General features: G+C 70.9%; 25 protein-coding genes. 15 read left to right on the top strand and 10 right to left on the bottom strand.

Annotation, left to right across the window (positions count from 1 at the left end):
* The first annotated feature begins 81 nt into the window (after positions 1 to 81).
* From fabG to ACZ6I3_RS38875, 3 genes are all read left to right on the top strand, one after another.
* Positions 82 to 801 (top strand): 3-oxoacyl-[acyl-carrier-protein] reductase, encoded by a 720-nt coding sequence (fabG, locus tag ACZ6I3_RS38885; protein WP_469421053.1) that lies wholly within the window; start codon positions 82 to 84, stop codon positions 799 to 801.
* Positions 802 to 806: 5 nt separating this feature from the next.
* The gene (fabI, locus tag ACZ6I3_RS38880) at positions 807 to 1,574 is read left to right on the top strand and encodes an enoyl-ACP reductase FabI (RefSeq protein WP_432959067.1); all 768 of its coding nucleotides are present in this window, start codon (positions 807 to 809) and stop codon (positions 1,572 to 1,574) included.
* A 161-nt stretch (positions 1,575 to 1,735) separates the two neighbouring features.
* Positions 1,736 to 2,089, top strand: a complete 354-nt coding sequence (locus ACZ6I3_RS38875; protein ID WP_469421052.1) for a hypothetical protein — start codon at positions 1,736 to 1,738, stop codon at positions 2,087 to 2,089.
* Here ACZ6I3_RS38875 and ACZ6I3_RS38870 read toward each other — a convergent pair.
* A complete protein-coding gene (locus ACZ6I3_RS38870) occupies positions 2,067 to 2,759 on the bottom strand; it encodes a FadR/GntR family transcriptional regulator (protein ID WP_469421051.1) in 693 nt (230 codons plus the stop codon). The two genes, ACZ6I3_RS38875 and ACZ6I3_RS38870, sit on opposite strands and share 23 nt — an antisense overlap.
* Positions 2,760 to 2,838: 79 nt before the next feature.
* Here ACZ6I3_RS38870 and ACZ6I3_RS38865 point away from each other — a divergent pair, with 79 nt between their 5' ends.
* From ACZ6I3_RS38865 to ACZ6I3_RS38850, 4 genes are all read left to right on the top strand, one after another.
* Entirely contained in the window at positions 2,839 to 4,152 is a 1,314-nt protein-coding gene (locus tag ACZ6I3_RS38865; protein ID WP_469421050.1) for a CynX/NimT family MFS transporter, read from the top strand.
* A gap of 69 nt (positions 4,153 to 4,221) precedes the next feature.
* A complete protein-coding gene (locus ACZ6I3_RS38860; protein ID WP_097215821.1) occupies positions 4,222 to 4,338 on the top strand; it encodes an SGM_5486 family transporter-associated protein in 117 nt (38 codons plus the stop codon).
* Between the two features lie 167 nt (positions 4,339 to 4,505).
* A complete protein-coding gene (locus ACZ6I3_RS38855) occupies positions 4,506 to 4,712 on the top strand; it encodes a hypothetical protein (protein WP_469421049.1) in 207 nt (68 codons plus the stop codon).
* Positions 4,713 to 4,777: 65 nt separating this feature from the next.
* The gene (locus tag ACZ6I3_RS38850) at positions 4,778 to 5,296 is read left to right on the top strand and encodes a SixA phosphatase family protein (RefSeq protein ID WP_469421048.1); all 519 of its coding nucleotides are present in this window, start codon (positions 4,778 to 4,780) and stop codon (positions 5,294 to 5,296) included.
* A 71-nt stretch (positions 5,297 to 5,367) separates the two neighbouring features.
* On the opposite strand, the gene serB is transcribed toward ACZ6I3_RS38850, so the two are convergent.
* Together serB and ACZ6I3_RS38840 are read right to left on the bottom strand one after the other, a co-directional pair.
* Entirely contained in the window at positions 5,368 to 6,582 is a 1,215-nt protein-coding gene (serB, locus tag ACZ6I3_RS38845) for a phosphoserine phosphatase SerB (protein WP_469421047.1), read from the bottom strand.
* A 129-nt stretch (positions 6,583 to 6,711) separates the two neighbouring features.
* Positions 6,712 to 8,799, bottom strand: coding sequence for a streptophobe family protein (locus tag ACZ6I3_RS38840; protein ID WP_469421046.1), 2,088 nt, complete (start codon positions 8,797 to 8,799; stop codon positions 6,712 to 6,714).
* Positions 8,800 to 9,040: 241 nt separating this feature from the next.
* Between ACZ6I3_RS38840 and ACZ6I3_RS38835 the strand changes: the two genes are divergently transcribed.
* Positions 9,041 to 11,563, top strand: a complete 2,523-nt coding sequence (locus tag ACZ6I3_RS38835) for an ABC transporter ATP-binding protein/permease (protein ID WP_469421045.1) — start codon at positions 9,041 to 9,043, stop codon at positions 11,561 to 11,563.
* A 93-nt stretch (positions 11,564 to 11,656) separates the two neighbouring features.
* Here ACZ6I3_RS38835 and ACZ6I3_RS38830 read toward each other — a convergent pair whose 3' ends face one another.
* From ACZ6I3_RS38830 to ACZ6I3_RS38820, 3 genes are all read right to left on the bottom strand, one after another.
* On the bottom strand, positions 11,657 to 12,385 hold the full coding sequence (locus tag ACZ6I3_RS38830; RefSeq protein ID WP_469421044.1) for a transglycosylase SLT domain-containing protein: 729 nt from the start codon (positions 12,383 to 12,385) through the stop codon (positions 11,657 to 11,659).
* 306 nt (positions 12,386 to 12,691) lie between these two features.
* Positions 12,692 to 13,771: an S-adenosylmethionine:tRNA ribosyltransferase-isomerase gene (locus tag ACZ6I3_RS38825; RefSeq protein ID WP_469421043.1), complete on the bottom strand. Its 1,080-nt coding sequence runs from the start codon at positions 13,769 to 13,771 to the stop codon at positions 12,692 to 12,694.
* Entirely contained in the window at positions 13,768 to 14,466 is a 699-nt protein-coding gene (locus tag ACZ6I3_RS38820) for an SDR family NAD(P)-dependent oxidoreductase (RefSeq protein ID WP_469421042.1), read from the bottom strand. Before ACZ6I3_RS38820 ends, ACZ6I3_RS38825 begins: the two co-directional genes overlap by 4 nt.
* Before the next feature lie 236 nt (positions 14,467 to 14,702).
* On the opposite strand from ACZ6I3_RS38820, the gene ACZ6I3_RS38815 reads away from it, so the two are divergent.
* The 3 genes from ACZ6I3_RS38815 to ACZ6I3_RS38805 all read left to right on the top strand — a co-directional run bounded on the left by ACZ6I3_RS38815 (position 14,703) and on the right by ACZ6I3_RS38805 (position 16,917).
* Positions 14,703 to 15,881, top strand: a complete 1,179-nt coding sequence (locus ACZ6I3_RS38815; RefSeq protein WP_469421041.1) for a GAF domain-containing sensor histidine kinase — start codon at positions 14,703 to 14,705, stop codon at positions 15,879 to 15,881.
* On the top strand, positions 15,874 to 16,515 hold the full coding sequence (locus ACZ6I3_RS38810; protein WP_328337677.1) for a response regulator transcription factor: 642 nt from the start codon (positions 15,874 to 15,876) through the stop codon (positions 16,513 to 16,515). Before ACZ6I3_RS38815 ends, ACZ6I3_RS38810 begins: the two co-directional genes overlap by 8 nt.
* A gap of 156 nt (positions 16,516 to 16,671) precedes the next feature.
* The gene (locus ACZ6I3_RS38805; RefSeq protein ID WP_469421040.1) at positions 16,672 to 16,917 is read left to right on the top strand and encodes a chaplin; all 246 of its coding nucleotides are present in this window, start codon (positions 16,672 to 16,674) and stop codon (positions 16,915 to 16,917) included.
* A gap of 210 nt (positions 16,918 to 17,127) precedes the next feature.
* Here ACZ6I3_RS38805 and ACZ6I3_RS38800 read toward each other — a convergent pair whose 3' ends face one another.
* Positions 17,128 to 17,916: a hypothetical protein gene (locus ACZ6I3_RS38800; RefSeq protein WP_189730197.1), complete on the bottom strand. Its 789-nt coding sequence runs from the start codon at positions 17,914 to 17,916 to the stop codon at positions 17,128 to 17,130.
* 161 nt (positions 17,917 to 18,077) lie between these two features.
* On the opposite strand from ACZ6I3_RS38800, the gene ACZ6I3_RS38795 reads away from it, so the two are divergent.
* The 3 genes from ACZ6I3_RS38795 (at position 18,078) to ACZ6I3_RS38785 (ending at position 20,493) form a co-directional block, all read left to right on the top strand.
* Positions 18,078 to 18,875 carry an ABC transporter ATP-binding protein gene (locus ACZ6I3_RS38795; protein WP_469421039.1) on the top strand — a complete coding sequence of 266 codons (798 nt, stop codon included), beginning with the start codon at positions 18,078 to 18,080 and terminating at the stop codon, positions 18,873 to 18,875.
* A 95-nt stretch (positions 18,876 to 18,970) separates the two neighbouring features.
* On the top strand, positions 18,971 to 19,402 hold the full coding sequence (locus tag ACZ6I3_RS38790; RefSeq protein WP_382828464.1) for an NfeD family protein: 432 nt from the start codon (positions 18,971 to 18,973) through the stop codon (positions 19,400 to 19,402).
* A 131-nt stretch (positions 19,403 to 19,533) separates the two neighbouring features.
* Entirely contained in the window at positions 19,534 to 20,493 is a 960-nt protein-coding gene (locus ACZ6I3_RS38785; RefSeq protein WP_184599739.1) for an SPFH domain-containing protein, read from the top strand.
* 56 nt (positions 20,494 to 20,549) lie between these two features.
* Here ACZ6I3_RS38785 and ACZ6I3_RS38780 read toward each other — a convergent pair whose 3' ends face one another.
* The 3 genes from ACZ6I3_RS38780 to ACZ6I3_RS38770 all read right to left on the bottom strand — a co-directional run bounded on the left by ACZ6I3_RS38780 (position 20,550) and on the right by ACZ6I3_RS38770 (position 22,640).
* A complete protein-coding gene (locus ACZ6I3_RS38780; RefSeq protein WP_469421038.1) occupies positions 20,550 to 21,056 on the bottom strand; it encodes an HNH endonuclease in 507 nt (168 codons plus the stop codon).
* A gap of 208 nt (positions 21,057 to 21,264) precedes the next feature.
* Positions 21,265 to 21,804 carry a YbhB/YbcL family Raf kinase inhibitor-like protein gene (locus ACZ6I3_RS38775; RefSeq protein ID WP_469421037.1) on the bottom strand — a complete coding sequence of 180 codons (540 nt, stop codon included), beginning with the start codon at positions 21,802 to 21,804 and terminating at the stop codon, positions 21,265 to 21,267.
* Between the two features lie 53 nt (positions 21,805 to 21,857).
* Positions 21,858 to 22,640 (bottom strand): sporulation protein, encoded by a 783-nt coding sequence (locus ACZ6I3_RS38770; RefSeq protein WP_469421036.1) that lies wholly within the window; start codon positions 22,638 to 22,640, stop codon positions 21,858 to 21,860.
* Between the two features lie 145 nt (positions 22,641 to 22,785).
* Here ACZ6I3_RS38770 and ACZ6I3_RS38765 point away from each other — a divergent pair, with 145 nt between their 5' ends.
* The gene (locus tag ACZ6I3_RS38765) at positions 22,786 to 23,427 is read left to right on the top strand and encodes a DNA-3-methyladenine glycosylase (protein WP_469421035.1); all 642 of its coding nucleotides are present in this window, start codon (positions 22,786 to 22,788) and stop codon (positions 23,425 to 23,427) included.
* The last annotated feature ends 359 nt before the right edge of the window (positions 23,428 to 23,786 follow it).

The following is a 23,786-nucleotide window of genomic DNA, read 5'->3' as shown; positions in this document are numbered from 1 at the left end:
TTTCGAGGAAGCCGCCTGTCATCGCCGCCTGTCGTCCAGGCGCCCGGGCGGGCATCAGACCGCTAACGAAAGGGTGATCCGTTGAGCCGCTCGGTTCTCGTCACCGGAGGCAACCGGGGGATCGGCCTCGCCATCGCCCGTGCCTTCGCCGATGCCGGCGACAAGGTCGCCATCACGTACCGCTCGGGTGAACCGCCGGCGGCCCTGACGGAGTTGGGCTGCCTGGCCGTCAGGTGCGACATCACCGACCCCGAGCAGGTGGAGCAGGCCTACAAGGAGATCGAGGAGAACCACGGCCCCGTCGAGGTCCTCGTCGCCAATGCCGGCATCACCAAGGACCAGCTCCTGATGCGCATGTCCGAGGAGGACTTCACCTCGGTCATCGACACCAACCTCACCGGCACCTTCCGCGTGGTCAAGCGCGCCAACCGCGGCATGCTGCGGGCCAAGAAGGGCCGCGTCGTCCTGATCTCCTCGGTCGTCGGCCTCTACGGCGGCCCGGGCCAGGCCAACTACGCCGCCTCCAAGGCCGCCCTGGTCGGCTTCGCGCGCTCCCTCGCCCGTGAGCTGGGTTCGCGCAACCTCACCTTCAACGTCGTAGCGCCCGGCTTCGTCGACACCGACATGACCAAGGTGCTCAGCGACGAGCAGCGTGCGGGCATCGTGAAGCAGGTGCCGCTCGGCCGGTACGCGCAGCCCGAGGAGATCGCCGCGACGGTGCGGTTCCTCGCCTCGGACGACGCCTCGTACATCACTGGAGCCGTCATCCCGGTTGACGGCGGACTGGGAATGGGTCACTGATCACCATGAGCGGAATTCTCGAGGGCAAGCGCGTCCTGATCACCGGTGTGCTGATGGAGTCCTCCATCGCCTTCCACGCCGCCAAGCTGGCCCAGGAGCAGGGCGCCGAGATCATCCTGACGGCGTTCCCGCGGCCCACGCTGACCGAGCGCATCGCCAGGAAGCTGCCCAAGCCCACCAAGGTCATCGAGCTCGACGTCACGAACGACGAGCACCTCGGGCGCCTGGCCGACATCGTCGGCGAGGAGCTCGGCGGCCTCGACGGCGTCGTGCACTCCATCGGCTTCGCGCCGCAGGACGCGCTCGGCGGCAACTTCCTGAACACGCCGTTCGAGTCGGTCGCCACGGCCATGCACGTCTCGGCGTACTCGCTGAAGTCGCTGACCATGGCCTGCCTGCCGCTGATGCAGAACGGCGGCTCCGTCGTCGGTCTGACCTTCGACGCCCAGTACGCCTGGCCGCAGTACGACTGGATGGGCCCGGCCAAGGCCGCCCTGGAGGCCACCAGCCGCTACATGGCCCGTGACCTGGGCAAGCAGAACATCCGCTGCAACCTGGTCTCGGCCGGTCCGATCGGCTCCATGGCCGCCAAGTCCATCCCGGGCTTCGGCGAGCTGGCCGCCGTGTGGGACGACCGTTCGCCGCTGGAGTGGGACCTCAAGGACCCCGAGCCGGCCGGCCGCGGCATCGTCGCGCTGCTGAGCGACTGGTTCCCGAAGACCACGGGCGAGATCATCCACGTGGACGGCGGTCTGCACGCCATCGGCGCCTGATCTCCCGTACGCCGTCGACGCCCCGTTCCCCGCAGCGCGCGGGGAGCGGGGCGTCACCCGTTCGGCTCAGCCGACCGGGCGGGGGAGGCCCGCAGCCGGGCACCCTGGAGTACGCGTTCACCACGCGGTCCCCTCCCCAGCACGGCCGAGGAGGAACCTTTGTGCGCTTGTCCCGCCGCATGGCCTCACTGTCCGTCGCCGCCGCTCTCGTGCTGACCCTGGCGTACGAGGCGGTGCCGCACGCGCGCGTGCCCGCCGACGACGAGCAGGAGCGGGCCGACCTCTTCGGCGCCGCCTGCCGGGTCCGTGTCGACGACTCCAGGGTGACCGCGTTCTGTCACAACCCCTATCCGGAGACCGACCGCGTGAGCCTGCACGTCGAGTGCGCACGCTGGTGGGACATCGACACCGACAGCTCCCCGGTGGAGGCCGGGCCCGCGCAGACCGTGCGGCTCGCGGGACGCTGCTGGAAGGAAGTCGGCGACGCGTGGGTCAGCCACCGGCGGGCGAGCTGATCCCGCCCAGGCGGCACAGGAACGGGTAGCGGGCAGCCTCGGCCCCCGCCCCGTCCGCGTCCCCCGCGCGGATCGCGTCGAGCAGCCGCCCGTGGTCCATGTACGTCTCCGGCGTCAGCTCCTCGCCGACGTCCTCGCGCAGCCAGTCCCGCAGCACCTCGCCCAGGTCCGCGTACATGGCGGTCATCACGTCGTTGTGGGAGGCGGACACCACGGCCAGGTGGAAGGTCGCGTCCGCGGTCACGAAGGCCTCCGCGTCACCCGACTCCCAGGCCTCCTCACGCCGCAGCAGCAGCGCGTCGAGCTGCTTGAGGTCCTTCTCGGTCCTCCGCTCGGCGGCCAGCCGCGCGGCGGACGACTCCAGCGTGGAGCGCAGCTCGGCGATGTGCCGGGGGTCGGCGCCGGCGAACCGCCGCTGCATCACTCCCGCCAGCTCACTCGTCGCCACGACGTACGTGCCGGAGCCCTGGCGGATGTCCAGCAGGCCGTTGTGCGCGAGCGCGCGGACGGCCTCACGGACCGTGTTGCGGGCGACACCCAGCTGCTCGACCAGTTCCGGCTCGGTCGGGATACGGGAGCCGACCGGCCACTCGCCCGACGTGATCTGGGCCCGCAGCGCGGCGATGACCTGTTCGGACAGCGCCGAACGACGGGGATGGCTCAGAGGCATGGCTCACCTTCGCACGGCCGGGGCGCCGGACGGCAGCCGAGGAGTGGACGGATTGGACAGTCAATCATCCCATGATTCTATGATGGGCCTCATGGCTAGTGAGGAAACCCGGACGATGACGCCCCCGACCGTTCGCAGCTCGGCCGCGCACGACGCCCGGAAACCGGGCGGCCCGTCCCCGCGCGCGTGGACGACACGGCTGCTCGTCCTCGGCATCGTGCTGTCCGCCCTGAACCTCCGGCCCGCCATCACCAGCCTCGGCGCCCTCCTGGAAGAGGTCCGCGACGGGCTCGGCATGAGCGGCAGCGTGGCCGGACTGCTCACCTCCGTACCTCCACTGTGCTTCGCCGTCTTCGGCGTCATGGCCCCGAGGCTCGCCCGCCGCTTCGGAGCGGGCGCCGTGGTGTGCGCCGGCATGGCCGCCATCGCCACCGGCCTGGCGATCCGGCCGTACGCCGGCGGCACGGCCGGCTTCCTGGCCGCCAGTGCCCTCGCCCTCATGGGCATCGCGGTCAGCAACGTCCTGATGCCGGCCATCGTCAAGCAGTGGTTCCCCGACCGCGTGGGTTCCATGACCGGCGTCTACTCCATGGGACTCGCCCTGGGCACGTCCCTGGCGGCCGCGGTCACGGTGCCCGTGTCCGACGCGCTGGGCGGAAGCTGGCAGTCGGGCCTGGCCCTCTGGTCGGGGCTCGCCGTCGCGGCGATCCTGCCGTGGCTGCCGTTCGTACGGCGTCGCCCGGCGGCATCCGGGCCGGAGCAGCAGGCCGACCGCGACGGGGCGACGCGGGCCCCGGAGGCGCCGCAGCTGCGGATCACCCGGAGCCGTACCGCCTGGGCGCTGGCCGTCTTCTTCGGGCTCCAGGCCACCGCCGCCTACATCACGATGGGCTGGATGGCGCAGATCTTCCGGGACGCCGGCGTGTCCGCCGGCACCGCCGGACTGCTGCTGGCGCTCACCATGGCCATGGGCGTGCCCCTGGCCTTCGTCATACCCCGCCTGGCCACGCGGCTGCCGCACCAGGGCCCGATCGTGCTGGCCCTGGGCATCTGCGGCCTGATCGGCTACGCCGGGCTGTATCTCGCGCCGGCCGCCGGTGCCTGGGTCTGGGCCCTGCTGCTCGGCGTCGCGAACTGCGCCTTCCCGCTCGCCCTCACCATGGTGGGCATGCGGGCCAGGACCGGCCCGGGCGTGGCCCAGCTGTCGGCGTTCGCGCAGAGCACCGGCTACCTCATCTCCATCCCGGGACCGCTGCTGGTGGGCGTCCTCTACCAGCACAGCGGCGGCTGGGGTCTGCCGATCACGCTGATGAGCGCCCTGCTGGTCCCGCAGGTCGTGGTCGGCTGGCTGGCGGGCCGCAACCGCACGGTCGAGGACGAGGCGGGCCGCTGAGTCCCGGCCCCGTCGTGTCGGCCTCACCCCGGGGCGTCCCGCACCCGGGGTGAGTGCGACACTTGCCCCATGCCAGTGCTCGATCCGAATCCCCAGCATGGTCAGAAGAAGATGCTGCTCGTGTTCGGCGCCTTCTTCGCGATCTTCATCGTCATCGCCGTCATCGCGACGATCGCCTCGCCGTGACCGGCCCTGGCCCCGCCGATGGTGGGGCTAGCCCCCCTGTCCCCTAGGGGGTGAGGGTCAGGGTCAAGTGGGTGGGTCACCGGATGGGTTGGCCGGCACGGATTCCGTAACTTCGAGGTGTGGCCGTGAGACGGGGGCCACCGGCCACTCGAAGAGCGGAGGCACCCATGTCGGCCCCTACGCAGACCCCGCCCCACCCGGCGACCCGGTCCGGCGCCGACAGCCGGCTTCCCTGGTGGGCCCTGGCCCTGCCGGTGCTCCTCTTCACGGCGCTGCTCGCCCTGATCCTCAACCCGTCCGACGCCCACGCGGCCACCGGTGACCCCGTGGTCACCCACCTGTTCGAGCGACTGCAGCAGCTGACAGCCCGCTGAGCACGGCCGAAGCCGGTGGTCAACTCCCTGCGCCCCATGGCGTGTTTCATGCGAAGCTGGATCTCATGAGCGTCGCAGAACCCCGCACGATTGTCCTCTTCCGCCATGCGAAAGCCGACTGGCCACAGGTGACCGATCACGAGCGTCCGCTTGCCGACCGGGGCCGAAAAGACGCGGCGGAGGCCGGGCGCAGGCTGGCCGACACCGGCATCCCCTTCGACCTGGCCCTGTGCTCCACCGCGGTCCGGACCCGGGAGACCTGGAAGCTCGCCGTCCACGAGTTCCCGCATCGGCCGAAAACCGTCTACGAAGAGCGGATCTACGAGGCCTCGCCGGGCGAACTGATCGCCGTGCTCAACGAGACCCCCGACGACGTGCGGAACGTCCTCATGATCGGGCACAACCCGGGCGTCCAGGGCCTCGCCGACATCCTGGCGGGATCGGCCGAGGACGAGGCCCGTGAGCGGATGGACCGCCGCGGGTTCCCGGCCGCCGCCTTCGCCGTCCTGTCGTTCACGGGCTCGTGGAAGAGCGTGGAGCCGGGCGTGGCCGAGCTGCGGGACTACTGGGCGCCGACCGAGTGACCGTCTCCGCGTGACCGTGGGGCCGTGACAGGGGCCCGGCACCGCACGGTGCCGGGCCCCTCCTGCCTGCCTCAGACCGTGTCGAGGGTGTCCGCCGCCTCGACCTCTTCGCGCGTGACGCCCAGCAGGTAGAGGACCGTGTCCAGGAACGGGAAGTTCACCGCGGTGTGCGCGGCCTCGCGCACCACCGGCTTGGCGTTGAAGGCGACGCCCAGACCGGCCGCGTTCAGCATGTCCAGGTCGTTCGCACCGTCACCGATCGCCACGGTCTGCGACAGCGGCACTCCCGCCTCCGCCGCGAACCGGCGCAGCAGCCGGGCCTTGCCCGCGCGGTCGACGATCTCGCCGGTGACCTTGCCCGTCAGCCTGCCGTCGACGATCTCCAGCGTGTTGGCGTGGGCGAAGTCCAGCCCCAGCCGCTCCTTCAGATCGTCGGTGACCTGGGTGAACCCGCCCGAGACGACCCCGACTTGGTAGCCGAGCCGCTTCAGCGTACGGATCAGGGTGCGGGCGCCGGGCGTCAGCCGTACCTCGCTGCGCACCTTGTCCACCACCGAGGCGTCCAGCCCTTCCAGCAGCGCCACGCGCGCGTGCAGGGACTGCTCGAAGTCCAGCTCCCCGCGCATCGCGGCCGCCGTCACCTCGGCGACCTTGTCCTCGCAGCCGGCGTGCGCGGCGAACAGCTCGATGACCTCGTCCTGGATGAGCGTCGAGTCGACGTCCATGACGACCAGGCGCTGCGCACGCCGGTACAGACCGGCGGCGACGACCGCCACGTCGATGCCGAGCTTCGCCGCGTCGGGTGCCAGGGCGGTGCGCAGCGGCTCGGTCTCCACGCCGGACACGGCGAACTCGACCGCGGTCACGGGGTACTTGGCGAGCCGGAAGATACGGTCGATGTTGCCGCCGGTCCTGGTGATCCGCGCGGTGACCGCGGCGGTCGCCTCCGAGGTGAGCGGATGCCCGAGCACGGTGACCAGGGAGCGGCCCAGTCCGCGCGGCCGGTTGTCGCCGAGGCCGGAGATGATCTCCGCCTGCATCTTCATCGACTCGGCCCAGCTGTGGACGGTCGCCCGCAGATCTCCCTCGAGACCGGGGGGCGGCTCGGTCACGAGCGCGCACAGCACCATCCGGCCGCGGGTGACGACCTGCTCGATGTCGACGACGTCGACGGAGAAGGCGGCGAGGGTGTCGAAGAGGCCGGCCGTGATGCCCGGCCTGTCCTTGCCGAAGATCTTGACAAGGAGGGTGGGGACGTCAGAGGACGAGGTCTGCGATGCGCTCATGGTGGTTCCACCGTATCGGGCAGGCAGGTCACACCGCCCGTGAGGTCCGGCTGGCGGACGGCGAACACTGGGTGTCGTGTCGATGGCGTGAATCTTGCGTGCCGGTACGGCGTCCCTCCGGCCTCGGGATCACCTCCCGCCCCGCGGTTTCCGCGGTGGCGGGGGAGGCGGCGGGGGCGGCGGCCCGTCGTCGGGCCGGGCGGGCGGCCCGTTCCCGCCCCGCGGCCCGGGCGGCCGGCGAGGCCCTCGCGGAGGCGGCCCGACCGGCCGCGCCACGGTGGGCGCGCCGTAGACGTCGCCGTTCCCGGGCTCGGTGGCCCTTGAGTCCGGCCGTCCCGCGTCCGGTGTGTCCGACCGTTCTCCGTCCGACCCTCCTCCGTCCGGCCGCCCTTCGTCATGCGGGCCCCGGCGTGCGTCCCCCGGCCGCGCGTCCTCCGGTTCCCGCAGTTCGTCCGGGACCCGGAGGTACGGATTGGTGGCCGGGTTCGGCGGCCGGTACGGCGTACCCGGCGCGTAGGGCCCGGCTTCCTTCCCGTACGACGCCGACTCGCCCCGCGGATCGCCCCGGTCCCTGGACTCCCGGGTGCCTTCGTCGTACCGGCCGTGGCCTCCGCCGTGCTGGCCGTGGCCTTCATCGTGCCGCCCGGCCTCGTAGTGCCAGCCCTGGCCCTGATCGTCCCGCCCGACCCCGCCGTGCCAGCCCTGGCCCTCGCCATGCCGCCCCATGCCTTCGTCGGGCCCGCTCACCCCCGGGTCACCCCCCGCCCCTGCCCCTGCTCCCGCCGACCCGTCCCCCCGGGCCAAATCCGCCGCCGACCGCCCTGCGGCCCCGCTCGCCCACGCCAGCAACGCCCCCGCGCCCCCGGCCCCCGCGCCCCACACCGCGCCCAGCAGCAGGGCCATGCCGAGGTGCCCGTGCAGTTCGATCCCCGCCCCGAACGCGTCGAAGCCGAGCACGGACAGGGAGGCGGACACGGACACATCCGTCAGCCAGGCCAGCAACGGCAGGGCCGGCGCGGTCGCGACCCCCAGCCGCAGCGCGCACCTGCCTGCGAACCCGAGGGCACCGGAACCCCGTACCGTCGCCCCAGCCCGCACCCCCGCCACCGGCGACCGCACCGCCGTCAGCACCCCCGCCAGCAGCATCATCAGCGCCGCCGCCACCCCGAGCAGCCACACCCGCCCGTCCAGCTCGGCCAGCCTCCCCAGCGTCACCTGCTGGTCGGGGCGGGCCACGAGCAGGTCGTCCAGCGGGTCCGGCAGGAAACGGGTCAGTTCACCCGTAGCCCGGCCGTCCCACGGCACGAACAGGCCGATCGGCACGCCCAGCCACACCCCGTTCGGTGCCCCGAGCAGCGCCGCGCCGGCGATGCGCTCGGGGTGGTCGTCGCCGCTCGCCGCGTACGCCGCCGCGGCGAACCCCGCCGCCACGGCCACCAGCAGCACGGTCACCACCGCGGAAACGGCCGGCCGTACGACCCGGTGCACGGCCTCCCACCCCCGCGGCAGCGGCGTGCGGCGCGAGGCCAGCAGGGCGACGAGGAGGATCCCGGCCGACCAGCCGAGCCCGCCGAACAGCGTGGGGACGGTGTCGACCGAGAAACCGACCGCCGCCCGCGCGTCCACCAGGTCACCGATCCGGTCCGGCAGCAGCCCGCCGATGTCCCCGACGTCCCCGAGCCCGGGGATCTCCAGGCCGCCGCTTCCGCCCCCGCCCCCGCCGGTCGGGTCGTCCAGCCCCAGCGAGCCGCCGTCGATCGTGATGACGTCGTGCCCCGCCCAGGCCAGTCCGCCCAGCATCGCCACGAACAACGCGACCACCGTGCCCGCACGCGCGAGGAGTTCGGCCGGTGAGATCACAACTCCCGCCGCCCGCAAGGACCGCAGGAAGAAGTACGACAGCAGCAGCGCCCCGACCAGGCTCACCCCCAGTGGCGTGATCTCGATGGCGGTGTCCGCCTCCGCGCCCGTGAGGCCGAACACCGACACATCTCCGGACGGTGTGACCGAACCGCCCGCCCCAAGGGCCACCACCGCCGCGGTCATCGGCCCCAACGAGCCCGCCGCGTCCGCCTCCAGCAGCCGCAGCCCCAGCGCCGCCGTGCCCGCCATTCCGATCAACGCCCAGCTCACAGCGGCGACGGCGGACATCAGCACGTCCCCCCACGGCACGCGCGCGCCATCGCTCGCCTTCTCGACACCTGTACCGGCACCCATGGCAGACCCCCCGATCCGCTACGCGGCGGGAACTCCGCGCATGTCCCCCTCGCGACGAAATACCACTCTCCGGCCCGGTTTCAACCCCGTCAACGGAATCGGCCGAGGTGCCCGTCCGCGGTTTTCACAAGGCCCGACTTTCGGTCAGGGGGCCGCTCCTGAAATAGTTCCCCCCGATGTTCGACATCCCTAGACTCCCCATGTCGGGGGTAACTCGGGGGACAACTCAGTGGGGCATGGAGTGCCGGAACTCGTACTGGAATCAAACGGACGTACCTGGACGCTCGATCCGTCCAGGGCATACACCCTCGGACGTGATCCGCAGGGGGACGTCGTCTTCGACGACGCCAGGGTCTCCTGGCGTCACGCCACGGTCAGCTTCAACGGCCGCAGTTGGGTCATCGAGGACCATGGCAGCACCAACGGCACGTTCGTGCAGGGGCAGCGGATCCACCACCTGGAGCTTGGCCCGGGCTCGGCGGTGAACCTGGGCAACGCCACCGACGGACCGCGTCTGAACCTCTCCGACGCCGCCTCCTCCGTCGCCACGCCGCAGGCCCAGCCTCAGCAGCAGCCGTACGCCGCGCAGGGCGCGAACCCCGGCTGGGCCCAGCAGGCGCCCCACCAGCAGCAGGCTCCGCAGGCCGGCTGGCAGCAGCCGCAGTCGCAGCAGCCCGGCGGGCACATCCCGCAGCAGCAGCAGGCCCCCGGCGGTGCCGCGGGGGCGCCGCCGGCCCACGGCGACCGCAGCCCCACCACGTTCCACCAGTTCTCCCTCGGCCGCGTGATGCGCATCGGCCGCGCCCTGGAGAACGAGCTGGTCGTCTCCGACCTGCAGGTCTCCCGGCACCACGCCGAGTTCCACGCCACGCCCGACGGCCGCATGGAGATCCGCGACCTCGGCTCGCACAACGGCACGTACGTCAACGGCCTGCCGATCCCCAAGGGCGGCGGGCAGTTGCTCGGCGCGGCCGATGTCGTCGGCGTCGGCCACTCGACGTTCCGGATCGTCGGGGACCGGCTCGAGGAGTTCGTCGACACCGGTGAGGTGTCCTTCTCCGCCCGCCATCTGACCGTCACGGTCGACGGCGGCAAGCAGATCCTCAAGGACGTCTCCTTCGGCGTCCCCGAGAAGTCGCTCATCGCGGTCATCGGCCCGTCCGGCTCCGGCAAGTCGACCCTGCTCAAGGCGCTCACCGGCTACCGCCCGGCCGACCAGGGCGAGGTCCTCTACGACAACCGGAACCTCTACAAGCAGTTCGCCGAGCTGCGCCAGCGCATCGGTCTGGTCCCGCAGGACGACATCCTGCACAAGGAACTGACCGTCAAGAAGGCCCTGAAGTACGCGGCCAAGCTCCGTTTCCCCGCCGACACCACGGCCCGCGAGCGCGAGGCCCGTATCGACGAGGTGCTGCGCGAGCTGAAGCTGGACATCCACAAGGAGAAGAAGGTCACCTCCCTCTCCGGCGGCCAGCGCAAGCGCGTCTCGGTGGCCCTGGAGCTGCTCACCAAGCCCTCGCTGATCTTCCTGGACGAGCCGACCTCCGGCCTCGACCCGGGCATGGACCGCGACGTCATGCAGCTGCTGCGCGGCCTCGCCGACGACGGCCGTACGGTCCTCGTCGTCACCCACTCCGTGGCCGAGCTGGCGATCTGCGACAAGCTCCTCGTGATGGCGCCGGGCGGCTCCGTCGCCTACTTCGGTCCGCCCGAGGAGGCGCTGAACTTCTTCGGCTACGACACCTGGGCCGATGTCTTCTCCGCCTTCGAGAACTACCGCGACTACGACTGGGCGGGCCGCTGGAAGGGCTCGCAGCACTACCAGATGTACGCCGCGGACATCGACGCCGTGGCGCCGCAGTCCGTACAGGTTCCGCCCATGCAGGCGATGAAGCCGCCGAAGCCGCAGGGCTGGATGTCCCAGTTCGTCACGTTGGTGCGGCGCTACGTCTCGGTGATCGTGTCCGACAAGGGCTTCCTCGCCCTGATGGTGATCCTGCCGGCCGTGCTCGGCGCGGTCAGCCTCCTCATCGACGCGGACAAGGGCCTGCTGCCGAACCCGGCCAATCCGCAGACCGGCCGGATCATCCCGAACGGCACCGCCACCACGGTCCTGCTGATCCTCGCGGTCGGCGCCTGCTTCGCGGGCGCGGCGAACTCCGTCCGTGAGCTGATCAAGGAACGGGTCATCTACGAGCGGGAGCGCGCGACCGGCCTGTCCCGCTCGGCGTATCTGATGTCCAAGGTCTTCGTGCTCGGCATGATCACCGTGCTGCAGGGCCTGCTGGTCGGCGTCATCGGCTTCTCCAGCCGGGAGATCCCCGAGGAGGGCCTGGTCCTCGGCAGCGCGACCCTCGTCGAGCTCTCCATCCCGATCATGGCCCTGGGCTTCACCTCGATGATGTTCGGCCTGATCATCTCCGCGCTGGTGAAGACCGCCGAGAAGACCATGCCGCTGCTGGTGATGTTCGCCATCATCCAGGTCGTCTTCACGGGCTGCCTGTTCACGCTGCACGGCTCGATCGGCGTCAACCAGTTCTCGTTCCTGATGCCGTCGCGCTGGGCGGTCGCCGCGTCCGGCGCCACGCTGGACTTCAACAAGATCGCCCCGCCGGAGACCGCCGGCGACAACGATCCGCTGTGGGAGCACACGGTCGGCGCCTGGGCCATGGACATGGGCGCGCTCCTCGCGCTCGGCGTGCTCTGCGGCTTCTTCGTGGCACGCTTCCTGCGCCGCCACGAGCCCGAGGTCATGCGCAAGTAGTCACCTCGGCAAGACGCCCGAAGGGCGGCACCTCGTCAAGAGGGTGCCGCCCTTCGGCGTTTTCTCGTTCAGCGAGCAGAGGTCCGCGCTACCTCAGTACGCACTGTCGACGTTGTCCATCGAGCCGTACTTGTCGGCCGCGTAGTTGCAGGCGGCGGTGATGTTGGCGACCGGGTCATAGATGTCCCAGGAGGTGCCGGCGACGTGCCAGGTCTTGAACGTCGGCGGGATGACCTGCAGCAGGCCCTTCGACGGGACGCCGTTGATGGCGTTGATGTCCCAGTCGTTGATGGCCTTCGGGTCACCGGCCGACTCGCGGATGATGTTGCGGTGGATGCCGTCGTAGGACGCCGGGATGTCGTGCTTCTTCAGGACGTCGAGCGACTCGCGGATCCAGCCGTCGAGGTTGTTCGGGTAGGTCTTCTTGGCGGCCTTCTTGGCCTCGGCGCGCTTGGCGTCGCGGCTCGCGGCCTCCTTGGCCTCGCGCGCGGCCTCGGCCTTCTTCTTCGCGGCCTCGGCGGCGGCCTTCTTCTTGGCGGCAGCCGCGGCGTCGGCCTTCTTCTTCGCCTCGATCTGCTCGGCCTTCAGGCTGGCACCGGCCATCTGGTCGGTGACGCTCGCCTTCACGTCCTTGATCTGCTGGTTGCTGAACGCCACCGGAGCCGACTGAGCGGCTTCCGTCGTGGTCTTGGTCGAAGCACCGCTCGGCACCGCGGAGAACCCGATGGCGGCGGCGCCGAGGGTGGCGACACCCGCCATGGCGATCTTGTGGTGACGGGTCAGGTTACGACTGGGGCCACGGCTGAAGATGTTCTTGGGCATGGTGGTTGGACCTCTTCGAATAGCGCGGGAGTCGCTCGGCGTCCGGCGTTGGACTCGGTGTGTTTCCGACACAAACGCCGCGGAGGTGAACCCACGGCGCTGAGCGACGGCAGCCATTCTTAGCGGCCGCAAAATGGCGTGGCAAAGGTGTGACGTACGAAGTCAGATAGTGGATCAGGGAGTAGCAAATCGGGGCAGACTGGACTGTCTGCGCCGCTCAATACGTCGAGTTTGTCTCCTACGTCCGTTCGTACGTGACGTGGGTCCTATGCGAGGGCTCACACCAGGCGAAGATCTGCTGCACTGTCAGTTGCTTGAGCAATGCGCTGTGTGAGGGGTCTTCCCGGGCAGGAGGAGGTGCACGTCCCCGAACTCGTGCCAGAGGTAGCGGCCTTGCAGCGCGGCCTCGTATCCCCGCTCGACCGCCGCCCGCCCGGCGATCGCCTCCAGCATCAGCAGATGCGATGCCTCCGGCTCGTGCAGCCCGGTCAGCAGCCCGTCCACCACCCGCACCCCGCGCTCCGGGGTCACCACGAGAGAGGTCCACCCCGCCCGCGGCCGTACGACCCCGTCGTCCCCCGCCGCCGACTCCACGGCCCGCACGGCCGTCGTCCCGACCGCGAGAACCCGGCCCGCACCGGCCCGCGCGGCGTTGATCAGCCGCGCCGACGCCCCGGGCACCGCGAAGCGCTCCGGATACGGCGGCTCGTGCGCCTCCGCCGACGCCACCCCCGTGTGCAGCGTGACCGGCGCGAACCGCACCCCCCGGCCCACCAGCTCCGCCACCAGCCGCGCCGTGAAGGGCCGCGCCGCGCTCGGCATCTCCGCGGAGCCCGCCCCGTCCGCCGACGGCAGCGCGAACACCGTCTGGTAGACGGACAGCGGCTGGTCGCGCTCCGTGTAGGAGTAGCGAATGGGCCGCCCGTACTCCCGCAGCAGCCCCGCGATCCCGGACCCGGCCACCCGCGCCCACCACAGCCGCCCGCTCCGCCCGCTCAGCGGCTCCTCCAGCGCCAGCCGTACGCCTCCCGGCAGGCACACCTCCGTCCCCGCGGGCCCGGCCGCCCGCGTGCGCGTGGTGCCCCGCCCGTCGGGCTCCCGCAGCTCCACCGCCCAGCGGCCGTCGTCCCCGGAGGTGGAGAAGTGCACCACCACGCGCGCGTGCCCGATCCACCCGTCGACGGCCGCCGCCAGCGTGGCCGAGGTGTTGACCACCAGCAGATCCCCCGCCCGCAACAGCCGCGGCAGCTCCGAGAACGTGTGATGCGCCACCCCGGCACCCCGCGACACCAGCATCCGTACGGCGTCCCGGTCCAGCCCCGGCCCCCGCTGCTCGACCGGCACCCGGGCCGACAACTCCTCCGGTACGCGCACCGCCGGTGTCATCGGGCCCCGTCCAGCAGGGCCGGAGCCCCGTACCGCCCGCTCGCCGGACGCTCGTCCAGCAGCCGCAGGAATCCCGGCACCACAGCCGCCGGCTCCGGCCGCGGATCGTGATCGTCCGGTACGGCCGCCGCGTACAGGCCCGTGGCCATGTCCCCGGGATCCACCGCCCAGACCCGCAGCCCCGGCTCCTCCACGGCGAGCACCGCCACCAGCTGGTCCAGAGCCGCCTTGGACGCCCCGTAGCCGCCCCAGGTCCCGTACGCCTCGGCCGCCGCGTCCGAGCTGACGGCGACGACCGTGCCCGCCCCCGACACCCGCAGCAGCGGCAGCGCCTCCTGGACCAGACCGAGCCCCGCCACGAGGTTCACCTCCAGCGCCCGGCGCAGCCCGTCCAGGGGCAGCTCCTCCAGCCGCACCAGCGGCTCGGCGCCCAGCGCGCTCGCGTTGTGCACCAGCAGGTCGACGCCGCCCAGCCGCCACGCCGCCGCCACCAGCTCCGCCCGGTGCCGGGCGTCGGTGACGTCCCCGGGCAGGGCGGTCACGCGCGTGCCGTGCGCGGAGACGGCCTCCGCCGCCTCCTTCAGCGCCTCGGCACCCCTGGCATCGAGCACCAGGTCCCAGCCACGCCCGGCCAGGGCCTCGGCGAGCGCACGGCCCAGGCCCTTCGAGGCCCCGGTGATGATCGCAACAGGCATGATCGGCTCCCTCGTCGTGATCGCGTGCCCTCAACGTAGGAACGGAGCCGCCCCGGCCACCTCGGACGCGGGCCGCAATCCACCGGGTCCCTTCGCCCTACGCCGCAGGCCCGGCGCCCCAGGCCCTACGCCGCGCCGCCCTGCCGACTCGGCCTCGCGACCTAGGCCCACCGGACCGGGCACCCGCCGCCACCGGTCCGATCCGCGCTGTCACAGCCCGCCGGTACCGTGATGACATGAGTCACGGTCCCCGGTCCGGCCTCGCCGCGGTGAGTTCCGCGTTGCTGGCCATGAGCAGGCATCTCGAGGTGCGCGACGTCCTCAAGACGATCGTCGCCTCGGCCCGCGAGCTGCTCGACGCGCAGTACGCCGCGCTCGGCGTGCCGGACGATCACGGCGGCTTCGCCCAGTTCGTGGTCGACGGCGTCAGCGAGGAACAGTGGAAGGCCATCGGCCCCCTCCCGCGCCAGCACGGCATCCTCGCCGCGATGCTGCACGAGGCCAGGTCCGAGCGCCTCGCCGACGTCCGCAAGGACCCCCGCTTCGAGGGCTGGCCGAAGGCCCACCCCGACCTGGTCGACTTCCTGGGCCTGCCGATCCGCGACGGCGACGAGGTCATCGGCGCGCTGTTCCTCGCCAACAAGCTGCGCCCTGTGGGGGGCCACCCCCCACACCCCCCGTGCGAGAAGCCCGAAGGCGGCTGCGGTTTCACGGCGGACGACGAGGAACTCCTCGGCATCCTCGCCCAGCACGCCGCGATCGCCCTCACCAACGCCCGCCTCTACGAACGCAGCCGTGAACTCACGATCGCCGAGGAGCGCTCCCGCCTCGCCCACGAACTGCACGACGCGGTCAGCCAGAAGCTCTTCTCCCTCCGCCTGACGGCCCAGGCCGCGACCCGCCTGGTGGACCGGGACCCCTCCCGCGCCAAAGGGGAGCTCCATCAGGTGGCGGTGCTGGCCGCCGAGGCCGCGGACGAACTGCGCGCAGCGGTCGTCGAGTTGCGCCCCGCGGCCCTCGACGAGGACGGCCTCGTGGCCACCCTGCGCACGCAGGTCCAGGTCCTCGACCGTGCCCACACGGCCCGCGTGACCTTCGCCTGCCATGGCGTCAAGGCCCTGCCCACATCCCAGGAGGAAGCCGTCCTGCGCGTCACCCAGGAGGCCCTGCACAACGCCCTGCGCCACTCCGGCGCCGAGCACGTCGACGTGACCCTGGACCGCCGCGGCGGCGGAGCCGTCCTGCGGGTCACGGACGACGGCTGCGGCTTCGACCCCCAGGCGGTGCGCCGCGCGGGGCGCCATCTGGGCCTGGTCTCCATGCGGGACCGGGCGAGCGGGGCCGGCGGCGCGCTGACCGTGGAATCGGTGGCCGGAAAGGGCACCACGATCGAGATGGAGGTCCCTGGTGGCTGACGCAATCAAGGTGCTGCTCGTCGACGACCACCAGGTCGTCCGCCGGGGCCTGCGCACGTTCCTCGAGGTGCAGGACGACATCGAGGTCGTCGGCGAGGCCGCGGACGGCGCCGAAGGAGTGGACCGCGCCGAGGAGTTGAAGCCCGACGTCATCCTCATGGACGTCAAGATGCCGGGCATGGACGGTGTCGACGCCCTGCGCAGACTCCGCGAACTCGGCAACCCCGCCCGCGTGCTCGTCGTCACCAGCTTCACCGAGCAGCGCACGGTGGTGCCGGCCCTGCGCGCGGGCGCCGCCGGTTACGTCTACAAGGACGTCGACCCCGACGCCCTCGCCGGAGCGATCCGCTCCGTCCACGCCGGGCACATCCTCCTCCAGCCGGAGGTCGCCGGAGCCCTGTTGTCCCAGGAGGAGGCCAACTCGGGGCCGGGAAGGGCCGGCTCGCTCACCGACCGGGAGCGTGAGGTACTCGGCCTGATCGCGGACGGCCGCTCCAACCGGGAGATCGCCCGCGCGCTCGTCCTCTCCGAGAAGACCGTCAAGACCCACGTCTCGAACATCCTGATGAAGCTCGACCTGTCCGACCGAACCCAGGCCGCTCTGTGGGCCGTTCGCCATGGCGTGACCGGCTGACACCCTCACCCCACGGCAACGCGGAAGGTTCCAGTCCGGACCGAGATTCATACTGTCGTGGGAATGTCCCTCGGATGGCGCATCCTCGGCTGGTCTCCGCCGTTCTCCAGTGCGTGCCGCGGCGCCTGCCGCGGCGATCGCAAGGAGGGCTCAGAAGTGAAGAACCTGAAGAAGGCCGCTGCCGTGACGATGGTGACCGGTGGACTGCTGGCCGCCGGTGCGGGCATGGCCTCCGCCACGAACGGCTCGCACGCCGACGGCAGCGCCGTGGGCTCCCCGGGCGTCGCCTCGGGCAACGTGATCCAGGCCCCGGTGCACGTCCCGGTCAACGTCTCCGGCAACAGCGTGAACGTCATCGGCGTCCTGAACCCGGCGTTCGGCAACCTCGCCGTCAACCACTGACTTCACCTCCGCCTCCGAGCCACAGGTGACCCCCGGCCTCCCGGCCCCACCCGGGAGGCCGTTCGGCATAGCCGCGGGCATGCGTGCCGCCCGAGCTGCGGGCATGCGTGCCGCCAGGGGCGGCACGGGTGGGCGCAGCGGCACCCCGCTACGCCGGGCTGCGCAACGCCCCGCCCCCAGCCCCAACGCCGAGCACCACACAACCGACCGTCACCGCACCCCCCGCTCCCGCTCCTCCACAACGGAGTTGTACGCCGCGACCTGCGCCCGCCGAGCCGTCCGCTCCACCGGCCGCAACGCCTCCCGCCGCGCCCCCATCTCGGACGCACTCACCGCACCCCCGTGCCCACTCTCCGTGGCCACCACGATCAACGTCCCCACCCGCTGCGCCAGCTCCAGCACCCGCACGGCCCGCGGCGGATACCCCGGCGCCAGCACCTCCCGCCCCCGCTCGGCCCGCGCCCGATACGCGTCGACCGCCGCCTCGGCCACCGGCCCCGACCCGGCCACATCCAGCCGCGTCAGCACCTCCGTCGCCTCCCGCAGGGCCTCCGCCAGCTCCCGCTCGGCCTCACCCAGCGACGGCACATCCGCGGGCGGCGCCTCCCGCACGGGCAGCACATGCCACACGACCTCGACATGCACATCACCCTCGGGTCCTGCCTCGTACACCTCCGGCACCAGCCCGAACGAGGCGCCGTAACAGACCACCGCCTGCTCGGCGTCCAGCGCCCGCGCGTTGAACTCCGGCGGCCCGCTCAGCCCCAGCGGATGCCCGGGCGCGGGCAGCGCGAGCCGCAGCCCGGTCACCCCGAGCGTCCGCAGCCGCCCCAGCGCGAGCGTGAGCCCGACGGGCGCCGACTCCCCTGGCAGCCCCTCCACCCGGTGCACCGCGTCCTCGCCGACGATGGCGAGCACGGCGTCATCAGGTGAGACAAGTCCGGCCAAAAGGGCATTTCCCCAAGCTGCGAGACGTCCAGCACGCGGTTCCGAGAGCATGCCTCCACCCTAAGAGAGCCCAAGACCCGGACCGAGGGAATGCCCGGACCGACCGGTGGCGTAGATTTCATGGAGGGCTGCGCCCACCGGCGCGGCGGACCGAGCCACAGGCTTACGCGACAGCCGAGACCGGCCACACTGCAAGGGGAGACAACGCGCTCATGAGCGATGTTCTGGAGCTTCAGGACGTATCCGTGGTCCGCGAGGGCCGGGCTCTGGTGGACCAGGTCTCCTGGTCGGTCAAGGAGGGCGAGCGCTGGGTCATCCTGGGCCCGAACGGCGCCGGCAAGACCACCCTCCTCAACCTCGCTTCCACCTACCTCTTCCCCAGCTCGGGCACCGCCGCCATCCTCGGCGAGACCCTCGGCAGGCCCGGCACCGACGTCTTCGAGCTGCGCCCGCGCATCGGCATGGCCGGCATCGCCATGACCGAGAAGCTCCCCAAGCGCCAGACGGTCCTGGAGACCGTGCTGACCGCCGCGTACGGCATGACCGCCACCTGGCACGAGGACTACGAGGAGATCGACGAGCGGCGCGCCCGCGCCTTCCTCGACCGCCTCGGCATGAGCGACTACCTGGAGCGCAGGTTCGGCTCGCTCTCCGAGGGCGAGCGCAAGCGCACCCTCATCGCCCGCGCCCTGATGACCGACCCCGAGCTGCTCCTCCTCGACGAGCCCGCCGCCGGACTCGACCTCGGTGGCCGCGAGGACCTCGTCCGCCGCCTCGGCCGGCTCGCCCGCGACCCCATCGCCCCCTCGATGCTCATGGTCACGCACCATGTCGAGGAGATCCCCCCGGGCTTCACCCACGTCCTCATGATCCGCCAGGGCAAGGTCCTCGCCGCCGGTCCGTTGGAGCTCGAACTCACCTCCCGCAACCTCTCCCTCTGCTTCGGCCTCCCGCTCGTCGTCGAACAGTCGGGCGAGCGCTGGACCGCACAGGGCCTCCCGCTGTCCTGACCCGGCCCCACGCCGCTCAAATGCCAGAGTAGGAACGGCATTTCACACGGCGGGCGCCCTGTCGGTGACAGGGGCGTCGGACCTACCATGACCATGTGGAAATCGACGCATGGCTGTGGTGGCTGATCGGCGCGGCAGCGCTCGGTATCGCGCTCGTGGTCACCGCGATGCCCGAACTCGGCATGCTCGCGGTGGGCGCCGTCGCCGCGGCGGCGGTCACCGGCGTCTTCGGTGGCGGAGCCGTCGCCCAGGTCGCGGTCTTCGCCGTCGTCTCGACCGCCGGCATCGCCGTAGTACGGCCCATCGCGAACCGGCATCGCGCCCAGCGGCCCCAATTCGCCACGGGCGTGGACGCGCTGAAGGGCAGACAAGCCGTCGTCCTGGAACGCGTCGACGCCTCCGGCGGCCGGATCAAGCTGGCCGGAGAGGTCTGGTCGGCCCGCGCCCTCGACACCGACCGCGCTTACGAAGTAGGCCAGGAAGTGGACGTCGTGGACATCGAGGGAGCCACTGCGATCGTCATGTGACCTCGCAGGACGTAACTGGAGTGAACTCCTCGCCAGCTACGCGACGGTCTGACAGACTCGACCAGCAAGATCTTCAACAACCATAAGATCTGCCGAAGTCGCCGAGGCGGAGAAGGGTACGGGGAACGACGATGGAACCGGTCATCATCGTCTTGATCATTCTGGTGGTGTTGGTCTTCATCGCCCTGATCAAGACGATCCAAGTCATCCCACAGGCCAGTGCGGCCATCGTCGAGCGGTTCGGCCGCTACACGCGGACACTCAACGCGGGCCTCAACATCGTGGTCCCGTTCATAGACACCATCCGCAACCGCATCGACCTGCGTGAACAGGTCGTCCCCTTCCCGCCGCAGCCGGTGATCACCCAGGACAACCTGGTGGTCAACATCGACACCGTCATCTACTACCAGGTGACCGACGCGCGGGCCGCCACCTACGAAGTCGCCAGCTACATCCAGGCGATCGAGCAGCTCACCGTCACCACGCTCCGCAACATCATCGGCGGCATGGACCTGGAGCGGACCCTGACCTCCCGCGAGGAGATCAACGCGGCCCTGCGCGGCGTCCTCGACGAGGCCACCGGCAAGTGGGGCATCCGCGTCAACCGCGTCGAGCTCAAGGCGATCGAACCGCCCACCTCCATCCAGGACTCGATGGAGAAGCAGATGCGCGCCGACCGCGACAAGCGCGCCGCGATCCTCCAGGCCGAAGGTGTCCGGCAGTCCGAGATCCTGCGCGCCGAAGGTGAGAAGCAGTCCCAGATCCTGCGCGCCGAAGGTGAGGCCAAGGCGGCCGCACTGCGCGCCGAGGGCGAGGCCCAGGCCGTCCGTACGGTCTTCGAGGCCATCCACGCCGGAGACCCGGACCAGAAGCTCCTCTCCTACCAGTACCTCCAGATGCTCCCGAAGATCGCCGAGGGCGACGCCAACAAGCTCTGGATCGTCCCCAGCGAGATCGGCGACGCCCTCAAGGGCCTCTCCGGCGCGATGGGCAACTTCGGCGGCCTCGGCGGCGGTTCCGGTGGCAACGGAGGCGGATCCGGAGCCGGCGTCCCCGCCCAGGAACGCCGCGAGAAGCCGTCCATCGACTGACCCGGCACACCCGAAGGGGCCCGCTTCCAGGAGAAGCGGGCCCCTTCGCATGACAACTAGGCAGCGGGCTGCGCCAGCCACTCCGGCAGCGCGTCGAAGTCGTCCTGCCCCAGCGCCAGGAGCATCGCGTCCGCCGGCGTCGGCTCGAACGGCTCCCGGAGCAACGGCATACCCGCCTCGACCGGAGTCCGGTTCGCCTTACGGTGATTGTCCTCCGCACACGAGGCCACCGTGTTCAGCCACGTGTCCTGCCCGCCCCGCGACCGCGGCACCACGTGGTCGACCGTCGTCGCCCGCCTCCCGCAGTACGCGCACCGGTTCCGGTCCCGGACCAGCACACCCCGCCTCGACCACGGTGCTCGTCTTCGGAAGGGCACCCGTACGAACTGGCAGAGCCTGATCACACGGGGCGCCGGTATGTCGACCGCGGCTCCCCGCATCCGCAGTTCGGGGTGGGACTGCTCGACGACGGCCTTGTCCTGAAGCACCAGAACGACGGCTCGGTTCAGCGTTACCGTCGACAGCGGCTCGAAGCTCGCGTTGAGTACCAGCGTGTCCCGCATACCAGCCCACCTCCCGTGTGCACCGGCCCACCCCCTGGCGGGCTGGGATCAACTCTGGCCGGGCACGCCGAGATGGACAACGCAATATCTGCTGCTCTCACGGGGGGTGACCCCCGTGCCCCCGGCAACAAAAATGCCCGCTCCTGATCAATTCCAAGACCAGGAGCGGGCAAACGTTCTGTGAACGCTGGGATCGCCGGACGACGGCTCAGCCTTCGGCGGGCACCTCGTACTCACCGATCAGCTGGGCACGCCCGATGGTGTGAAACCGCAGGTTGAAGCCCACGACGGCAGGCGAAGCCGCCGCATCCGGACCGAGCTTCTCCGAATCCACGGCGTACACCGTGAACACGTAGCGGTGCGGACCGTCCCCGGGCGGCGGCGCGGCACCCCCGAACTCCTGGCTTCCGTAGTCGTTGCGCGCCTGGATCGCACCCTCGGGCAGACCCTCGAACGCGCCACTGCCCGCACCCACCGGCAGCTCGGTCACCGAGCCCGGGATGTCGAACAGCACCCAGTGCCAGAACCCGCTGCCCGTAGGGGCATCGGGGTCGTAGCAGGTCACGGCGAAGCTCTTGGTCTCGGGCGGGAAGCCCTCCCACCGCAACTGCGGCGAGGTGTTGCCGGCCGCGTAGACCTGAGCGTCCTGGAGCGTCGCACCCTCCTCGACATCCTTGCTCGTGACCGTGAACGACGGCACGGGCGGATGGAAGTCGTGGGGGAGCGGCCGCCGCTTGAGCTCGGTCACCTCGGTACCTCCTGATCGATTCGTTCGGTCAGCCCCGAGCCTAGGCCCTGCGTCTAGAACCAGTTGCGCTTGCTGCCGACCTCGGACAGCCACTGGTTGAGGTACGCGGTCCAGTCGGTGCCCTGGTAGTCCTGCAGCCCCACCTTGAAGGAGCGGAAGGTGTCGCTGCCCTCGCTGAACAGCCCCGGCTTCTTGTCCATCTCGAGCACCACGTCCATGGCCTGCTCATCGGCCACGAAGCTCAGCTCGACCTGGTTCAGCCCCCGGTACTGCTGCGGCGGGTGGAACTCGATCTCCTGGTAGAACGGCAGCTTCTGCCGCGTACCCCGGATGACACCGCGTTCCATGTCCGCGTTCTTGAACCGGAAGCCCAGCTGGATGAACGCGTCCAGGATCGCCTTCTGCGCCGGCAGCGGGTGCACGTTGATCGGGTCCAGGTCACCCGAGTCCACGGCCCGCGCGATCTCCAGCTCCGTGGAGACACCGATGTTCATCGAACGCAGGGCCTGCCCGTCGATCATCGTGATCGGGGTCTCCCACGGGATCTCCAGCCCGAACGGCACCGCGTGCACCGCGTTCGCCTGGAGCTCGAACGCCCCGCCCAGCCGCGACTTCGTGAACTCGATGTCCTGCTTGTACTCCTGGTCGCCGCTCTCCACCTCGACCTTGGCCTGCAGCCCGACCGAGAGCCCCTCGATCTGCTGATTCACGGACCCGCCCTGGATCCGCACCTCACCCTGGACGACACCGCCCGGGACGACGTTGACCTCGTGCAGCACCGTCTCGACCGAAGCCCCGCCGGCCCCCAGGCTCGCGAGCAGCTTCTTGAACGCCATGTCTCTCCCTCTCGCCCACTACGGGTGGATCCTTGATCCATACAAACGCGATCCGGCCGTGGCCGGTTCCATCCCCTCACCCTGGCAAGGCCGGTGCCCGCTGGCCACCCCGCCGCGCCACCCGTCTTGAGTACCCTCGGACGGCATGATCGCGACCCCCGACCGTACGCCCCTGTCCAGGGAGTTCTTCGACCGGCCCGTCCTCGAGGTGGCCCCTGACCTCCTCGGCCGCATCCTGGTACGCACCACCCCGGACGGTCCGATCGCCCTGCGCCTCACAGAGGTCGAGGCCTACGACGGCTCCGACGACCCCGGCTCCCACGCCTATCGCGGTCGCACGGCCCGAAACGACGTGATGTTCGGTCCGCCCGGACACGTCTACGTCTACTTCACCTATGGCATGTGGTTCTGCATGAACCTGGTGTGCGGCCCCGAGGACAAGGCGAGCGCGGTCCTGCTCCGCGCCGGCGAGATCATCGAGGGCGCCGAACTGGCCCGCACCCGTCGACTCTCGGCCCGCAACGACAAGGAACTGGCCAAAGGCCCCGCCCGGCTGGCCACGGCCCTGGGCGTGGACCGCTCCCTGGACGGCACGGACGCGTGCACCCCCGAGGACACCCCCCTCCGCATGCTGACCGGCACTCCCGTGCCCTCCGACCAGGTACTCAACGGCCCCCGCACCGGGGTGTCCGGCGACGGCGCCGTACACCCCTGGCGCTTCTGGGTCGCCGACGACCCGACGGTGAGCCCCTATCGCGCCCACGTCCCGAGGCGCCGCCGAAGTTGACGCGTCCCCGCAAGGTGCGTAATGTGGCCCGAGCCGCTGAAACGGGTAAGGCAATCGCCAGCACTCGGAAGCGGCCAACCCACTACCTAGTCTCTCCCCTCAGCAGGGGCGAATTCGGCGTGCTCGCATGCCTGAATTCGACGCTGACAGACTCGATTATGAGTTGGACGGCGAATCGGCTAACGTAGTGAATGTCGAAAGGCCGACAGGCGAAAGCCAGAGGCCCACGGCAATTCCCGCCGACAGGGAATCGGATCGAAAAAGGATCTGATAGAGTCGGAAACGCAAGACCGAAGGGAAGCAGCCCGGAGGAAAGCCCGAGAGGGTGAGTACAAAGGAAGCGACCGTTCCTTGAGAAC

The sequence above is a fragment of the Streptomyces sp. NPDC041940 genome, assembly GCF_055589465.1.
The sequence above is the reverse complement of the archived record's forward strand: the minus strand, read 5'-3'. Positions and strand labels throughout refer to the sequence as shown.

Bases quoted from the DNA above. Each gene is read 5' to 3' on its own strand.
- ACZ6I3_RS38770 (WP_469421036.1), bottom strand. From the start codon at position 22,640: ATGGCGTTCAAGAAGCTGCTCGCGAGCCTGGGGGCCGGCGGGGCTTCG.
- ACZ6I3_RS38865 (WP_469421050.1), top strand. From the start codon at position 2,839: ATGATGGGCCTCATGGCTAGTGAGGAAACCCGGACGATGACGCCCCCG.
- serB (WP_469421047.1), bottom strand. From the start codon at position 6,582: ATGAGCGCATCGCAGACCTCGTCCTCTGACGTCCCCACCCTCCTTGTC.
- ACZ6I3_RS38820 (WP_469421042.1), bottom strand. From the start codon at position 14,466: ATGCCTGTTGCGATCATCACCGGGGCCTCGAAGGGCCTGGGCCGTGCG.
- ACZ6I3_RS38870 (WP_469421051.1), bottom strand. From the start codon at position 2,759: ATGCCTCTGAGCCATCCCCGTCGTTCGGCGCTGTCCGAACAGGTCATC.
- ACZ6I3_RS38815 (WP_469421041.1), top strand. From the start codon at position 14,703: ATGAGTCACGGTCCCCGGTCCGGCCTCGCCGCGGTGAGTTCCGCGTTG.
- ACZ6I3_RS38800 (WP_189730197.1), bottom strand. From the start codon at position 17,916: ATGCTCTCGGAACCGCGTGCTGGACGTCTCGCAGCTTGGGGAAATGCC.
- ACZ6I3_RS38825 (WP_469421043.1), bottom strand. From the start codon at position 13,771: ATGACACCGGCGGTGCGCGTACCGGAGGAGTTGTCGGCCCGGGTGCCG.
- fabI (WP_432959067.1), top strand. From the start codon at position 807: ATGAGCGGAATTCTCGAGGGCAAGCGCGTCCTGATCACCGGTGTGCTG.
- ACZ6I3_RS38765 (WP_469421035.1), top strand. From the start codon at position 22,786: ATGATCGCGACCCCCGACCGTACGCCCCTGTCCAGGGAGTTCTTCGAC.
- ACZ6I3_RS38850 (WP_469421048.1), top strand. From the start codon at position 4,778: ATGAGCGTCGCAGAACCCCGCACGATTGTCCTCTTCCGCCATGCGAAA.
- ACZ6I3_RS38855 (WP_469421049.1), top strand. From the start codon at position 4,506: ATGTCGGCCCCTACGCAGACCCCGCCCCACCCGGCGACCCGGTCCGGC.
- ACZ6I3_RS38795 (WP_469421039.1), top strand. From the start codon at position 18,078: ATGAGCGATGTTCTGGAGCTTCAGGACGTATCCGTGGTCCGCGAGGGC.
- ACZ6I3_RS38830 (WP_469421044.1), bottom strand. From the start codon at position 12,385: ATGCCCAAGAACATCTTCAGCCGTGGCCCCAGTCGTAACCTGACCCGT.
- ACZ6I3_RS38785 (WP_184599739.1), top strand. From the start codon at position 19,534: ATGGAACCGGTCATCATCGTCTTGATCATTCTGGTGGTGTTGGTCTTC.
- ACZ6I3_RS38840 (WP_469421046.1), bottom strand. From the start codon at position 8,799: ATGGGTGCCGGTACAGGTGTCGAGAAGGCGAGCGATGGCGCGCGCGTG.
- ACZ6I3_RS38780 (WP_469421038.1), bottom strand. From the start codon at position 21,056: ATGCGGGACACGCTGGTACTCAACGCGAGCTTCGAGCCGCTGTCGACG.
- ACZ6I3_RS38860 (WP_097215821.1), top strand. From the start codon at position 4,222: ATGCCAGTGCTCGATCCGAATCCCCAGCATGGTCAGAAGAAGATGCTG.